6 protein-coding genes are annotated in these 16911 nt (G+C 33.9%); 1 reads left to right on the top strand and 5 read right to left on the bottom strand.

The genetic code is table 11. From position 1 onward, the window contains the following. Nucleotides 1–10 precede the first annotated feature (10 nt). Nucleotides 11–337, top strand: coding sequence for a hypothetical protein (locus LJY17_RS08995; RefSeq protein WP_264543499.1), 327 nt, complete (start codon nt 11–13; stop codon nt 335–337). On the opposite strand, the gene LJY17_RS08990 is transcribed toward LJY17_RS08995, so the two are convergent. The 5 genes from LJY17_RS08990 to LJY17_RS08970 all read right to left on the bottom strand — a co-directional run bounded on the left by LJY17_RS08990 (nt 334) and on the right by LJY17_RS08970 (nt 16629). Continuing rightward, nucleotides 334–5562, bottom strand: coding sequence for a GEVED domain-containing protein (locus tag LJY17_RS08990; protein WP_264543498.1), 5229 nt, complete (start codon nt 5560–5562; stop codon nt 334–336). The two genes, LJY17_RS08995 and LJY17_RS08990, sit on opposite strands and share 4 nt — an antisense overlap. A 1329-nt stretch (nt 5563–6891) precedes the next feature. Beyond that, a complete protein-coding gene (locus tag LJY17_RS08985; protein ID WP_264543497.1) occupies nt 6892–9666 on the bottom strand; it encodes a T9SS sorting signal type C domain-containing protein in 2775 nt (924 codons plus the stop codon). A 485-nt stretch (nt 9667–10151) separates the two neighbouring features. Further along, entirely contained in the window at nt 10152–10340 is a 189-nt protein-coding gene (locus tag LJY17_RS08980) for a hypothetical protein (protein WP_264543496.1), read from the bottom strand. Nucleotides 10341–10379: 39 nt separating this feature from the next. After that, entirely contained in the window at nt 10380–10883 is a 504-nt protein-coding gene (locus LJY17_RS08975; RefSeq protein ID WP_264543495.1) for a hypothetical protein, read from the bottom strand. Nucleotides 10884–11847: 964 nt separating this feature from the next. Further along, complete coding sequence (locus LJY17_RS08970) at nt 11848–16629, bottom strand: GEVED domain-containing protein (RefSeq protein ID WP_264543494.1); 4782 nt, start codon at nt 16627–16629, stop codon at nt 11848–11850. Nucleotides 16630–16911: the final 282 nt, after the last annotated feature.

Raw genomic sequence — 16911 nt, 5'->3', positions numbered from 1 at the left:
TTTCAGAGGTATGATTCTTATTGTTTTTAAATATTTTACACCAAAAGGGTTTAGAGGGATTACTTTTTTTCCTTTTGTCTTTTTGGTTGATAAAGATGATAAAAAGAATCCTGTTTTCGTGAATCATGAGCGAATTCATATCAAACAGCAGTTAGAAATGCTGATTTTGCCTTTTTTTGTTTGGTATTCTGTTGAGTTTATTTTTAGATGGATTCAGTATAAAGATAAGCATGTAGCTTATCGAAATATTTCTTTTGAACGGGAAGCCTATAAAAATGAAAAAGACCTTTGCTATTGTAAACAAAGGTCTTTTTGGGGATTTTTAAAATACGTTTAGTATATTACTTTTTTAACAACTTCTACGTCGTTTTCCAGTTTTACTTTTACAATTAGTACATTAGTTGCAGGTCTAACTTCTGTTATTGAAATTTCGTTATTGTCTATTTTCTTTTTAGTAACCAATGTTTTTCCAAGAACATCATAGACAGTTATTTCTTTAATTTTTTCTACAGATGATTTTACATTAATGCTGTTATCAGCAAAAATTGTAACTGCATTGTTGTAGTCAAAAGTACTGTTGCCTAATGTTTGGTTTGTATAACGTAATACAAATCTATCTATAATTTCGCCTTGAGTCCCAGTAAACGGATATGGTGCAGTGCGTAAATCATGAATTAAGTTTAATTGTTTGTCTTCAAGATAAATGTTTTGGCTTTGATTACTAAACAATCCATCAACTCCTTGTATTGCAATTGTGTAGCTACCTGTTGTTGGTAGTTTAACTGCAAGTGGGACCTGATCATTTTGATCAAATGGCAGACTTCTACCTTGAATAACGTTTCTGTCATACCCATCTAGTAAAGAATATATGCTAAAATTAGCTTTCAGATCTGCCTGTGCATCATACATTTGATCTTTACTATTTGTAGCGCCGTCTACATATGCTACTAGTGTTGAATTGCTTGCTGTTGGAGAAACTAAATCTAACCAAATTCTTCCTTCAGGATTAGTGTTAGAATTTGTGTTTGAGTTTCTGAAAAATTGATCATTTCTAAATGTGTTGCTTCTCATCGTGTTGTTAAACACTGCGTTTGCAGATGTAGAAGCACTGCTGTGAAGCATTTTAGTTATAAAACTTTGTCCAGCACCAATATAGCCATCAAATCCATTTTGAGTTTGAGCTCCTGACAGGTTATAAGTCAAATAGTCTGTAACTTCATAATTATATCCATAATTGTTATAGAATGGGTCTGGAGCAGCTGCGTTAGGCGCAATTCCGTGAGTCCAAATTCTGATAAAGCCATCAAGATTAGCTGCATTGGCTGTTAAGAAAGCTTTTGCATTGATTGCAGATGGGTATGGATTACCAATTAGATTCCAATTATCATCATCTTGAGTTGCATTAGTTGGAGAATAAGGTGAAGCATATGTGCTCACGGTATTGTAAGTACCTCTTGAGATTGGGGTTGTAATATTTCCGTTATTAGGTACTCCTGTAAATGTAGCGGTAAAAGTTGCAGGTGAATTCAATGGAGCATTATTTAATCCTCTTTCAATGTATCCTTTTCCTATTACCATTGTTTCTGTGCCATTATACCAATTCCCAAAATTACCTACTCCATTTCCAGCAACAGTAGGCGTCCATTTGTATAGATTAGTATTGTTTGAAAAAGTTGAAATATTCCCTGAATTAAATCCTGCTACAGGACTTGACCAATATACATAATCTCGATAATCAACAAAAGCATTTCTTAACATGTTAATATTACCTGTGTTGCTTACGTTGTTTGTTTGGATAAGATTAGCTGAGTTGTTTATTGTGAAAATACCTCCTGTATTCACTGTAATTTTGTCTGTAATGGTTAAGCTTGTTCTGTTAGGAGCTGTTGGTGAAGCAATACTTAAATTTCCACCATTTTGAACTGTTAAGTTATGACCAAGACCATTGTAATTTGTTCCAGATACAATTGGGTTTCTAGGTGCTGTAGGAATAACTACACAATCAGCTGCAGTAGGAACTCCAGACGGTGTCCAGTTATTAGCAGTGTTCCAGTCAGTACTTACTGATCCATTCCATGTTTTTGCTCCAGTTACCGTTACGGTAATATTATCCTGTGCGTAGAATAAACCTCCATCATTACAGAATCTGTATTCAACTTGTGAGTAGTAGGTTGTTGTTGTTGTTGGTTGGACAGCGATAGTATCACCAGTTCCAATTTCATTGGCAGCAGTAATGCTATTTTGAAACCAATGAACAATAGGGGCATAATCATCACCAACAGGGATAAAACGCCAAGCTTCATTTGTAGCTGTCCAATCTGTATCTAAACCATTTCTGCCTGGGGCTACAGCGGCTTGTGTTCCAGTAGCATTCTGTATTCCTACAATGGCATTGTTTCCATTCCAAGGGCTTCCATCTGTATTGTCTAATGGTTTATTTTTGATATACACTTCGATTACGTTTGTGTTTTCATATAAAACCATCATGCCTGTATATAGTTTGGTATTATCTCCAAATAAAGGCACATTGTTGTAAGCTACTACTAAAGCTCTACATCCGCTTGGTAGTGTTTTTAATTCCCAGCCAACAGTTCCTCCAACAGAAGGGTCGATATCATGAAAAACACCAAATATTGAATTTTTAAGTAAAACACTATCACTGCTTTGAGGAATGTTATTACTAAAAGCATATCCACTAGATGGGTTAGTGCCAGTTAGAGCTATTGTGGCAGGATCAAAAGTAATAATACTATTAGAACCTACACGACAACTTGTGTATGTGTTTCCCCAAAAACAGAAATTAAAAGGTAAATTAATTACTGGTGACCAAACATCATCTATACCTACACTAATAGGATTTGCTAAGCCTGTAAAAGAACTAGGCGGGTTATATGCAATTCGCTCTATTGAGTAGCTTGATGTACTTCCTAGTGGAAGATAATTTGCTGCTAGTGTAGTAACGCTAGAACTTGTACATGTACTTGTTGGTGGTGATGTTGTATAGCTGATAGTACCATTTAAAGGGTCTTGCCAACCTGAATCTGCTGAAGGGCAGCCAGTTGCTACATTACTAATAGGGCCAAGTTGCGTTGTGAACGGATCTGAACTTACAATGCTATTTGTTGCTCCACAGTTTGTAATTACAAAAACATAATATGTTGTATAGCTGTTTAATCCTGTAAATGTAGCTGAGGTGGCTGTAGTAGCTGTCCAAGCTCCTCCTGGGTAAGTTGGTGCTGTTGATGAAGTACTTATAGCATAAAAGTAGCCTGTTGGTGAGCCATAAGCTGAGGCTGTCCAAGTAGCACTACCTGTTGTACTGCCTGTTTCGATAGCTGTTACTGTAGGACGACCACATGCTGGAGGTGTGCACGGACCGTTGTAATTTACAGATAAAGCAAAACCAGAATAGTTTGCAGAACTATCAGACGTAAATCGAATAGAGTACGTTTGTCCAGGGTTACCTGTAAAATTTATTGTTCCTGTTCCTCCATAAGTGGCAACAAGGGTACCGCCAGTGCCAGAACCTTGGTAAATTCTAATAGGATCTAATGTTGACGATTCAGTATTGTAATTGCCTGTAATTGTTATATATGATTCAGAAGTTGCGTTAACGTTTATTACTGTATATCCATCACTACTATCAGCGTAATTGGATAAAGATCCTCCGTTGTCATATATCATTATATTCGTGCCACAAGCAACAGAATTGTTTCCTGATGCTGGAACATTTTGTATTGAAGTAGAATTAAATGTTCCGTTGGTTGAAGTTGCAGACTGTCCTGAAGCAGAACATGTAATAATTAAATGCCATTGTACTACTGTTCCAGTAGGTGATGGTGCAGTAGCGGTATAGTCTGAATAAGTTGAAGAAGCAGATCCAACATTGATCCAACCAGCGCCATTTGTGTTTGATTGCCATTGATATGTCATACCTGAAGCATTGGTGAAACCTGAAGCAGAGATAATATAGGTTGAGCCAGGTGCTGCAGTAACTGGATTGATTGTAGTTGCTCCTGCTATTGGTGTTCCTGAGCATGTTGGTAAAGATGGTACATTTAGGGTGTAATCAACATAGTTTCCATACGGAGCTGGTCCACATGATGTTAAAGCTCCCAAATAGCTCACTCCAAAACGTACTCTATAATTTCCAGTAGCTTGCCCTGTTGGAACAGCAATGGTTCCTGTATATGTTGCAGTATAAGAGGTTGTTGAAAAAATGGTTTCTCCCGAATCAGCGAAATCGCCGTCATTGTTCCAATCTATCCAACAATAAAAGTAATAACTGCTCGATCCAGAAGCTCCCATATTGACACTTAATGAAGAACCAGCGTATTGTGAAAAAGAAGTAGCTGAGTTATTGACGTATGCTGAATAAGAAGCGGCAGTATAGTTGATATTAGTTAATCCTCCATTTGTTGTTGTTGGATTTAAATAATATGAAGTACTGCTAGAACCTCCAGTTGGAGTACAATAGCTAGCACTTACGGTAGTAAATGTTGTAGTTGATGAATTTGAAGATAGTCCAGAAGCAGTACAAGAAACTACTAATCGCCATTGGACAATAGTTCCAACTGTAGCTGGTGCTGTTGCACTATAGTTAGCATAAGCTGATGAAGATGCTCCAATATTTGCCCAGCCAGCACCATTTGTGTTTGATTGCCATTGATATGTTATACCTGAGCCAGTTGTATATCCAGTTGCTGATACAACATATCCACTGCTTACATTTCCAGTTGAAGGAGATACTGAAGCAGTTCCTCCAACAGGTGTTCCAGAACAAGCAACAGAATAAGTAATAATTACTTGTCCATTAGCTCCAGCCCCACCGCTTCTTGAACTTCCACCTCCTCTTTCGCCTCCGCCTCCGCCTCCGCCTGGTATTGTTCCATTAATTCCGTCTCCATTACTTATTCCATTTCCTCCAGTAGCTGTTGAATTTCCACCATTTCCACCATTTCCGCCACTTGCTCCATTAACACCTGTTGATTCTCCGTTAACGCCGCTTTGTCCAGTTGTATTTGTGGTACCTCCAGTTGCTGTTCCACCAGCACCGCCAATTCCCCCGGCTGTATCTGTTTCTTTGAGTCCTCTTCCTCCTCCATTGGCAGTTATACTGGTCGAAGAGTTGGTATGGGATAAAGTCGTATTTCCACCTGTGTTCCCATTAGCAATAGTTGTTGCTGCAGCACCAGCTCCAATATTGTAATTTATAGTTTGCCCAGCTAATACCGAAAATGTTTTGGTAGAATATCCTCCACCTCCAGCACCTCCACCTCCATAACCATTTGAGTCAGAGCCTCCTCCAGAGCCTCCTGCTCCCCATACTTGTACGGTTACAGAAGTTACTCCGGCAGGAACTGTCCATGTTTCGTTCCCGTTAGCAGTGTTATCTGTAAAAGTCTGTGAATATGAACTAACAGTAATAAATAGTAAGAATAGAGAAAGAAAAGATAAAAAGCTAAACTTTTTTAGAGGGTCATCAGATGTACTGATTTTACAAGGCTTTTGTTCTGTAAAATCACTAATTAAGGAATCTACAGATGAGTAATTTTTTTTCACGTGGTATTTTAGTTAAGTTAGTTGTTTTTTGAAAAATTTTTGTTAAAATATTAAAAAAACGTTAAGAAGTTTGTTAATATCGATAAAAGGCTTATTTATTCGATAAAAAACAAATTTTATCGATGAAATGCAAAATGTTAATGCTTAAATTGCTTTGTATCAAAAAAGTACAAAAAAATCTCAACTGAGGTTTTTTGGAAAAGATCAAGATTTCGTTTATTTAAAATAGAATTTTTTTGATAATTTCATTTTCGTTATTTAATATTATTTTAACGATTACTAAACTTGAAGTTGTTTAAGTTCGTTAAAAATCAATTCTTTTAAATTGATATTGTTCTTAATTAATATCAATTTTCCTAGAACATCATAAGTTTTTTATATTCTCTATGGTGTACTTAATGCTAATTGCTTTTGTAGTATAAAAAGTAATTGAATTGTTATAATCAAAATCATTATTGTTTAATGTTTGATTTGTATAACGTAACATAATCTATTTATGTTTTCTCCTTGTGTTGTAACAAAATGATACAGTGCAGATCGTTAAACTTTGAATCATATCAAGTTGTTTGTCTTTCAAAAAGATATTTTTGGTTTAGATTAGTTAATACTCCATCAAGATAATTTATTGCAAGTGTGTAATTTCCATTTGTTGGGACATTGAAAGCAAAATTTATTCTGTCTTCTTTATTAAAAGGAGTTTTTTTACCTTGAATTAAAAGTCTTTCACAATTGAGGCGTGTGTTAATTCTGAAAATTTGATTTTAGATTTGCTGTTGTATCATATAATTTATTCTCTTTCATTAATTGGATTATTTACAGATATAATTAATGTTGTTGTGCTAGCTGATTGGGATGTCAAATCTAACCAAATACAACCTTCTTCTTTTGTGTTGGTTTTTGAGAAATTTTAGTTCTAAAAAACTCATTATTTTGTATAAGATGTATTTTTCATCCTATTGTTAAAAACTGCATTGTTGCTTGTATTTGTATGAAGCATTTTGGTAAAAAAAATCTTAGTTCAGGAGCTATATGTCATGTGAATCTAGTAATGCTAGCCAGATAAAGTACAGGTTTTTTAGAATAACGTTTCTGCTAGTTAGACTACATGTTGGTTGTGTAATGACACCAAATGAAATTGTTGAAGGACGAGTATTGATAAGTAATGAAATTATTTCATATTAACTATTAAAACTGTATTTGTGTATAATCTAAAATCAAACACTTAATCGATTATAGTTCATTCTATAAGAAAAAAATATAAATATTTTTCAGTAAATAAAAAAACCACCCTTTTTAGAGTGGTTTTACATTTTAAGGATAAAAATATTTTTAGAAAATCACTTTTTTAGTGACTTCATTTCCATTTTCTAGGATAACTTTAACAATTATAACAGATGAATTTGCTTTAAGTTCTGTTAAACTAATTTCGTTTTTGCCAATTTTGTTTTTGCTAAGAATTGTTTTTCCAAGCACATCAAATACTTTTATGTCTGTTATATTTTCTGATGAGGATTTGATGTTAAGATATTGGTTAGCATATACAGAAACAGAATTAGAAAACACAAAAGTATCATTGCTTAATGTTTGGTTTGTATATCTTAATACAAAACGGTTTGTGTTCTCTCCTTGATTTGTAGTGAATTGATAAGGAGTAGATCGTAAATTATGAATTATATTAAGTTGTTTGTCTTCCAGATAAATGTTTTGACTTAGGTCTGTAAATAATCCATCTACAGCCCCAATAGCAATGCTGTAAGTTCCGTTTGTAGGTGCACTGTAAGCTATAAAAACTTGATCGTTTGAGTCAAAAGGTACTTTTTTACCTTGAATTATTAATCTTTCAGGGCCTAATAATGAGTTGATTCTGAAATTTGATTTCATGTCTGCTTGTGCGTCATACATTTGGTCTTTTTCATCTGTAGCTCCATTAACATAAGCAACCAAAGCTCTTGTACTTGCAGAAGACGAAACAAGATCAATCCAAATGTGTCCTTCCTCGATGTTTGAAGATTTTTGATTATTGGCAGATTTATAAAATTGGTTGTTTGTATAAGATGCGTTTCTCATGCTATTGTTAAATTGCGCAGTCGAAGTAGTTGTAGGACTTGTATGTTTCATTTTTGTAATGAATCCTTGTCCAGCAGCAATATATCCGTTAAATCCTGGTGTTGAAGCTCCTGAAAGATTCCAAGTGATGTAATCATTAGGATCATAGTTATATACATAATTGTTGTAGAATGGATCGGGAGCAGTTGTGCTTGGAGCCATTCCATGTGTCCAAATTTTAACAAAACCATCAAGGTTTGTAGCGTTTGCGTTCAAGAAATCAGCAGCTGAAATTGCAGATGGGTAAGGATTTCCTAATAAGTTCCAGTTGTCATCATCGTCAGTAGCAGGGGTTGTAGATACTCCCGTGTTGTAGTTTACACCAGTGTAAGTTCCTCTAGCTATAGGTGTTGTTATGTTGCCGTTATTTGGTATACCTGTAAAAGTGGCTGTGAAATTAACTGGAGAGTTTAAAGGAGCATTGTTTAATCCTCTTTCAATATAACCTTTTCCAAGAACCATTGTTTCTACGCCATTAGCCCAGTTTCCAAAACCATTTGTGGCACCGGTTGTTGGATTCCATTTGTAAAGATAAGCGTTGTTTGAATACGCAGATATGTTTGCTGAATTAAATCCTGCAACAGGAGAAGACCAGTATACATAATCTCTAAAATCAATAAAAGCTGTTCTTTCCATATTTATGTTTCCATTATTAGAAACATTGTTTATTTGGATTAAACTTGCATTGTTTTTTATGTTAAATGTTGCGCCTGTCGAAACGGTTAATGTGTTTTGAAGTGTAAAAGTAGCGTTTGATTTTACAATAACTTTAGCAGGAGAATTAATAGTTAGGCTGCAGGCGTTTATATTAGCTAAGGCAGAGTTATTAACCATGTCATAGTCTGCATTGATTATAGCATTTTTAGTCAAATCTGGATTGCCATTACTCCATGTGCTGCCATTCCAAGTAGTAGAAGAATTATCAACTATTACAAAAGATGATGAGGTGTTAGATGTACAACTTCCGTTGTTTGCTTGTACAGTATATGATGTGCCTGTAACCATGCCGTTAATGATACCACCAGCACTTACCGTTGGACCTGTTGGAACAAACGTATATGTATTTAATGCATTATAATTTGTGATTGTTGCAGTTCCAGAAGTTGCACAAGTAATAGAAGTTGTATTTACCGTTGGAGTTGCAGGGATAGGAAGTGCTGCAGTAATGCTAAAACTGTTTGAATTAGCTGAATTACAACCACCATTGCTTGCTCTTACAGTATATGATGTGCCAGTAACCATACTATTAATTGTTCCTCCAGCACTTACTGTAGGTCCAGTAGGAGTAAAAGTATAGGAGTTTCCTGCGCTATAGTTTGTAATTGTAGCAGTTCCAGCTGCTCCACAAGTTGCTGCTGTTGTACTAACTATTGGTGTAGTTATATTTGAATTTACTGAACCATTAGTGAAACTGTAATCATTTATTCCAAAATTATTATTAGAGTTTGAGCTGTTACCCCCCCAAGCATAGATTCTGAATTTTATATTTCCACTAATATTTGTTAATGAAGTAATATCTATACTAGCAACCCAAGCATGATTTATAGTTGTTATACTATATGTATATAAATCTGAAGTGTAATTATCTGAACTACATCTGATAGCTACACGTGTAGGACCTATATTGTTAGAATTTTGGTCATTAATTTTAAAAGAAATGTCTAGTGTATTGAAATTTATTTGATAACACGATTTTGGACTTAAAGAGATTTCGAAATATTTAGTTAGATTAATATTGTTACTTGTCCAGTTGTATGCAAAATAGGCATTGTTCGCAGTCATACTAGTGCTTGGTGAACTAATGTAACGTATTCCATCGACATTTATGTTTGCGTTAGTTGTTGTACCTGTTGCTGATTTAAAATATGTATTTCCAGAAGTTATAGAACCATTTAATGGATCTGTAAATATTTGTGCATATCCTTGGTAACCTATCAAAAATAAAAATAATAATAAGGTTTTGTGAAAAAAGATGGTTTTGGAGTAGAATAGTTTCATAGACTCTGTCCTGTTTAGTGTGTTATAAATTTTTATGTTTTTTGAATACAATTTTTTAACAATTTGTACGGAAAAACCGTAATGATTATTTTTTAAAAGACTATAAATTTGTCATTATAATATCTTAAAGAAATTACGAGAGTGTTTTTTGAATAAAATTATTCTCGCGATTTTCGACGTGCAAAATTAATTCATAACATAGTTGATTTCAAGCATTTTAACTATCTGTTTTTCAGTTAAAATTTGAGATTTGTTTTTAGTTTGCAAATAAAGTGTAAGCACTTGATTTTCAATTATTTAAATTATTTTTGAATTTTATTTAATTTAATTTGTAAGAATTTTATTTACAAAAAACATATCCTTTTTAGAGTGGTTTTACATTTTAAGGATAAAATATTTTTAGAAAATCACTTTTTCAGTGACTTCATTTCCATTTTCTAGGATAACTTTAACAATTATAACAGATGAATTTGCTTTAAGTTCTGTTAAACTAATTTCGTTTTTACCAATTTTGTTTTTGCTAAGAATTGTTTTCCAAGCACATCGAATACTTTTACGTCTGTTATATTTTCTGATGAAGATTTGATGTTAAGATATTGGTTAGCATATACAGAAACAGAATCAGAAAACTCAAAAGTATCATTGCTTAAAGTTTGATTAGTGTATCGTAACACAAAGCGTTCCGTAAATTCACCATTAATGCTTGTAAAGTGCTAAGGAGTCGAATTTAAATCATGAGTGATGTTTGCTTGTATGTCTTTTAAGTAAATAGATTGACTTGGATTTGAAAAGAAACCATATATACTTTGAATAGCAATTGTGTAATTTCTGTTAGAAGGTACTTTTATAGCTAATGGGACTAAATCATTTTGATCAAAAGGAACGCTTCTGCCTTGAATTACATTTCTATCATATCCATCTAGTAATGAATAGAAATTGAAAGTGGCTTTTAAATCGGCTTGAGCATCATACATCTGGTCTTTACCATTAGTTGCAACATTCACATAGGCTGCGAGTATTGAATTACTAGCTGATGAAGATATTAAATCAATCCAAAGTCTACCTTCAGGAATATCAATAGTATTAGCGTTTTTTGAAGAGTGTGATTTTCCTAAATTGCATATTTCTCTAGATATTGGCATTGAAATATTTCCATTATTTGGAACTCCAGGTAAAATTGTTTTAGTCCCATATAATTCAACTTCCAAGATTTCCATACTATTATCAGCAAGAGTTGGAATCCATTTGTATAAATTATTGTTAGGGTTTTAGTTGCTACCGACCCAAGTATAGATTCTTAATTTTATATTTCCAGTTATATTTGTTAATGAGGTGATATTTATATTAGTAGTTCAGCTGTGAATTAAGTATCAGATATATGACGACTGTATGTGCTGCTTCTGATTACGACACTTGTAGAGTCTGTGTTGCTTGTATTTTGGTCGTTTGTTTTAAATGAAATGTCTAGTGTATTGAAATTTATTTGATAATAAGAGTTTATGGTTAAAGAAATTTCGAAATATTTATTAAATTAACATAATAATTTTTCTGTTTACAAGCTTTTTAGTGGTTTTTTGAATTATTACTTGATGGATTTACGTGTTTTATTCTATTTTTAGTTATATAAGTATTTGTTTGAGTACTTGTTGTGAACTTAAAATAAGTAGCCTGCCAGGGAAAGTGATAGGAGTTTTTCTCAAAGGGTTTGAAAATACTTGTTCGTATTCTTGAAGTCTTCTAAAATTTAAGAAAAGTAAGATTTTGTAAAAAATAGGCTTTGTGTGGATTTTTTTTACTTATACTTTTTATTTGGTTTAGAAAAATGCGTTATTCTATGTTTTTGAATTACAGTGTTTTGTTTGTAGAAATTTAACAAATTGTACGGAAAAACCGTAAATATTATTTCTTATAATGCTATAATTTAGTCAATGAGTTAAGGGTTAAAATGATTTAAAAAATGTTTTTAATTTTAATGCTTTTTTACACTGTTTAAGGTGTATAAAAGAAATTGTAATTAAGAACTGTAAGCAATTTCAATATTGATTTGTTGGTTGTTTGCTTTTGTATAGTTCTTTGAATTATTGGAAGTTTTATTGAGATGCTATTAATGTAATTATTTAATTTGTATAAAAAAACCACTCTAAAAGAGTGGTCTTTATTAGGGTCTTTGAATAGTATATTTTAGAAAATTACCTTTTTGGTAACTTCGGTTCCGTTATCAAGAATTACTTTAACAATCAATACTGTTGAAGATGATTTAAGTTCTGTTAGAACAATTTCATTTTTACCGATTTTATTTTTGTTTACAAGATTTTTTCCGAGTACATCATATATTTTTACATCTCTAATATTTTCTAATGCAGACTTAATAGTGATGTTTTCATTGGCATAAACAGAAACTGTATTACTATAATCAAATACTTCGTTGGCTAAAGTTTGATTAGTGTATCGTAACACAAAGCGTTCCGTAAATTCACCGTTAGTACTTGTAAAGTGGTAAGGAGCCGAACGTAAATCATGAATGATATTTGCTTGTTTGTCTTCTAAGTAAATAGATTGACTTGGATTTGAAAAGAAACCATCTACACCTTGAATAGCAATCGTGTAATTTCCGTTAGAAGGTACTTTTATAGCTAAAGGGACTAAATCATTTTGATCAAAAGGAACGCTTCTGCCTTGAATTACATTTCTATCATATCCATCTAGTAATGAATAGAAATTGAAAGTGGTTTTTAAATCGGCTTGAGCATCATACATTTGGTCTTTACCATTAGTTGCGCCATTCACATAGGCTACGAGTATTGAATTACTAGCTGAAGAAGATATTAAATCAATCCAAAGTCTACCTTCAGGAATATCACTAGTAGTAGCGTTTGTATTTGTATTTTTATAGAATTGATCGTTTCTGTAAGCGTTACTTCTCATGCTGTTATCGAATACAGCATTTGCTGAAGTTCCAGTACTTGTATGAAGCATTTTGGTAATAAATCCTTGTCCAGCACCAATATAGCCATCAAATCCATTTTGAGTTTGTGCTCCAGAGAGGTTATAGGTTAAATAATCATTTGCATCATAGTTGTATGCGTAATTATTATAAAACGGATCAGGAGCAGTTGAATTAGGGGCAATTCCGTGTGTCCAAATTTTCACAAATCCATCAAGATTAGCAGCGTTAGCTGTTAAGAATGCCTTTGCATTAATAGATGAAGGGTATGGGTTACCAAGTAAATTCCAATTGTCATCATCTTGTGTTGCATTTGTTGAAGAGTAAGGCGAAGGGTATGATGTTCCCAAATTGTATGTTCCTCTAGATATTGGCGTTGAAATATTTCCATTATTTGGAACTCCAGAAAAAGTAGCTGTAAAATTTACTGGAGAATTTAAAGGAGCATTGTTAAGTCCTCTTTCGATATATCCTTTACCAAGTGTCATTGTTTCAGTTCCATTAACCCAATTTCCAAAACCTCCTACACCATTACCAGCAACAGTTGGAATCCATTTGTATAAATTATTGTTGTTAGAATACGTAGAAATATTTGCTGAGTTAAAGTTTGCAACAGGAGAAGACCAGTACACATAGTCTCTGTAGTCTATAAAGGCAGTTCTTTGCATGTTTATATTTCCGCTATTCACAACGTTATTCACTTGAATTAAATTCGCCGAATTCCTTACATTAAATGTTCCGCCTGTTTTCACATCTATAAAATCCGTAACAGTTAAACTATTATTAGATTGTAATTCTAGGTTTCCAGTTGATTTTACTGTTAAATTTAATGCATAAGTATTATTTCCACTACCAGTAATTTGGGTATTACTAGGTATTACAACACAATGAGTAGCATTTGGTACTCCATTTGGAATCCAGTTTGTTGGATCATTCCATAGTTGAGATGATGCTCCAGACCATGTTTTTGTGTTGTTTGTAACATTTATATTTTTTACAACCGAACATCCATTCGATAATGTAGCAGTTGCAGTAAAATTCCATGAAGGTGAACTTAATTGAGTTGCATTTGGTAAAACATAGATAGTAGACAAACTTTGATTTGTATATGGAATTGTACAAGCAATATTAGTATACGCATCAACCCCTCCGCTCCAAGTAAAAGTAGTGTTTAAAGGCTTGATACCATATAGTCTAATGTTGTCAACAGCCCAACCATCATCAAACTGAGCAGTATAAACAAAACGAAACTGTAATTGAGTGTTTGCAGGTAATGCATAATCATTTAAGTTAATAGTTTGTGTTACAAAGTCACCAGCAGTTCCAATATCAGTTGTGTATGAAGCAGCTGTAGGGGTGACTGCAGTAAAAGCCCCTCCATTAATAGATACTTGTATTTCAGCACTATCTCCACTAAAATTTGAATAAAAATGATCAAAAGTAAGTGTTAGACTTGTATATGTTGAAGGATTTACAATAGGAGAAGTTAAAATAGTTACAATATTTGAACCATTATAATCAGATGTTGTTAAAGCAAATTTATTTCCAGTTGTAGCAATAGCCCCTGAGTTTATTGCTGGTTTCCATACAGATGTTCCAGAAGGTTGGTATGGACTAGTTTTTATGCTCCAATCTGAATCTGCACCCGGACTCGTCCAAGTTGTATGTGATATAGCCCAAGACCCTATTCCGCTTTCAAAATCTTGTGTTAATAAATCTTCTTCAGTAGTATCACCAGCAGCATTTATTGATATCGGTGTGTTTTCCCCACAAATAATAGGAGAAGAAGGTGTAACTACAATATTAGTTGTTGTTAATATAGTTGCTTTAACCGGAGTTCTATAAAGTGATTCACAAGTTCCGTTATATGCAGTTACCCAATATGTTGTTGTTGTAGCTATTGAAGGTGTTGTCCAGCTACCAGTTGCAGTTGTTGCTAATAGACTTCCTCCAGTTTTCGCACTATACCATCTAAATCCAGTGGCTCCAGTTGAAGTTACACTTAAATTAACCGTGTTTGGAGAGCCGCAAGCTGATCCGTCTGTCCAGCTAGTAATTTTTTGTGTACAATCTGTAACAACAGAAATTGTGTAATCTTCAGCCTCACCAGAACCTAAAACTGAACAAGGGTCGATTGTTGAATTTTGTCTAGTTCTAATTCTCATTCTATAATTTCCTGGAGTTTGTCCAGAAGGAACAACAATTCCGAATGTTGTTGTTCCTGTTAATGTTGTTGTTCCTGAAGAATAATATAATTCTCCTGGATCAGCAAAGACTCCGTCATTGTTCCAGTCAATGTATGTTCTTATTGCTTGACCAGTGCCTGCTAAATTTAAATTGAAGTTTATACCACCTCCAGGGATTTGTGAAGCAATGGTAATTCCTGAAAAATTCCCATAGCCACTTGCTGAATATCCACCACTAACATTTGAATTGTCTGCCAATGTACCAATTGATGAAACCGAATCGATGTAAGATGTGTTAAGTGTTGAAGAAGGAGTGCAATAACATGGTGCGTTATTAGTTAAAAATGACCAAGTAACTGGCGAACCAGTAGTTATTCCACATGTATTTCTTGGAACAATTTTCCAATAATAATTTGTACTAGCTAATAGAGTACCCATGTTGTATGTTGTTCCTGCTTGATTAGAGCTTACTAGTGGAGGAACCACAGTAGTACCAAAATAAACATCATATCCAGATGCTCCTGCTGCTGCAGTCCAATTTAAGCTAGATATTGCTCCAGATCCTGAATAACAAACATTTGTTGCTGAATTGGCAGGGGTTGGCGTTGATGCTGTTGTATTTATTGTATTGTTTACAACAACTGTGATGCTACCTGCTCCATTACTCCAACATCCTGTTACGTTATTTCTTGATCTTACATAGTATGTGTTTGATGTATTTACAACCCAAGGTGTAGAAGCATTATTTGCTGTTGAAGTTCCAGTTGCTGTTGTTTGCCAATACCAAGTTTCTCCAATTGGAGCACTTCCACTTTGTGTTATTGTTACTCCAGTAGGATTACATTGTGGTGAATTACTAGTTGGATTTGCAGGATTTGCAGGTGCTCCATACACTGTAAATACAGCGACGCTAGTTGCTGTTCCACCTGGAGTTGTAACTTGTACTGTTCCTGTAGTTGCTGTTCCTACAACAGCTACAATTTGTGTGGCTGTGTTTGATGTTATTGAGCTTACAGGTGTACCACCTATTGTGATATTTGACGCATTTAATAAATTAGTTCCATTAATAGTTATGCTACTCCCAGGACACGCTGGCGAGCCAGCTAAACTGGTTATTGTTGGAGCTGATACTCTTCTTAAAGAAAGCAAAATACCTGCATTTCGATCATTTCCACTATATGTAACTGTTCCATTGCCAGTTGCTCCAGCTGTGGCTTTAATTCCCCAAGCTGCACCAACTGAAGCTTCATTTGAAGTGTCGTATAACTCTGTTAGAGTTCCAGGAGATGTAGTTGACCATGGAGCATTGTATGTTCTGTTGTTTCTTCCTCCTACACCTAGCATAACAATACCCGCATTAGCTGTTGTCGTAGTTATTGAATTAGCGGTAACAGTATTGGCTGAGACTGCGTTAAATGTTCCATTTGTATCAAAAGGCGTTGCTGTGTTAATGCCATAAAAAGCTATAATTGCTCCAACGCTATTGTTAGTTGTACCACTTCCATTCGGTACATTAAATGTAAATGAGGTCCCTTCGGTTCCATCAGCAACTCTATATAGAACACTTCCTCTGTGGCCATTATTAACAATGGTAACGCTACTTTGAAGTGTCCATCCTGCAAGAGATGCGTTTGTGCCAGTAAGGGAGTTGTTGTCGTCAGAAGCAATTGAAACAATCATCAAGTCGCCAGCAATTACTCCTGTAGGTTTGTTGATAGTTATTGTATTACTGTTAGTCGAAGTGCCTATTGTAGCGGCTCCTCTTTGTGTAATTTGCCCATAAGAAAAACAAGATAGGGTCAAAAAGAACAGGAAGGACAAAAGGGTCTTCATGTTCAGTACTAGTTTAGGGTAATTCTTTAACATATGCATTTTGAGTTAAGGTTAGAAAAAATGACTACTTTGATTTTAAAATATATAATGGCAAAGCCGTCATCAAATTTGATGCCATATAATTTTAAATGCATATACGTAAAAAATTGGAAAGTAGTTTTTTTCTATTTCGTTAGCTGTTAATTCATTAAATAAAATCCATTTCATTGTAAAAGTAATTTAAGTACCTTTTTAATACAAATTTTGCCTATTAAATTTTGTAGTTTATCGTACAATTTTAAT

This window comes from Flavobacterium hankyongi (genome assembly GCF_036840915.1).
Lineage (GTDB): Bacteria > Bacteroidota > Bacteroidia > Flavobacteriales > Flavobacteriaceae > Flavobacterium > Flavobacterium hankyongi.
The sequence above is the reverse complement of the archived record's forward strand: the minus strand, read 5'-3'. Positions and strand labels throughout refer to the sequence as shown.

Excerpts from the sequence above, each read along its gene's own strand:
- LJY17_RS08995 (WP_264543499.1), top strand. The coding sequence starts at position 11 with ATGATTCTTATTGTTTTTAAATATTTTACACCAAAAGGGTTTAGAGGG.
- LJY17_RS08985 (WP_264543497.1), bottom strand. The coding sequence starts at position 9,666 with ATGAAACTATTCTACTCCAAAACCATCTTTTTTCACAAAACCTTATTA.
- LJY17_RS08975 (WP_264543495.1), bottom strand. The coding sequence starts at position 10,883 with ATGGAAATCTTGGAAGTTGAATTATATGGGACTAAAACAATTTTACCT.
- LJY17_RS08970 (WP_264543494.1), bottom strand. The coding sequence starts at position 16,629 with ATGAAGACCCTTTTGTCCTTCCTGTTCTTTTTGACCCTATCTTGTTTT.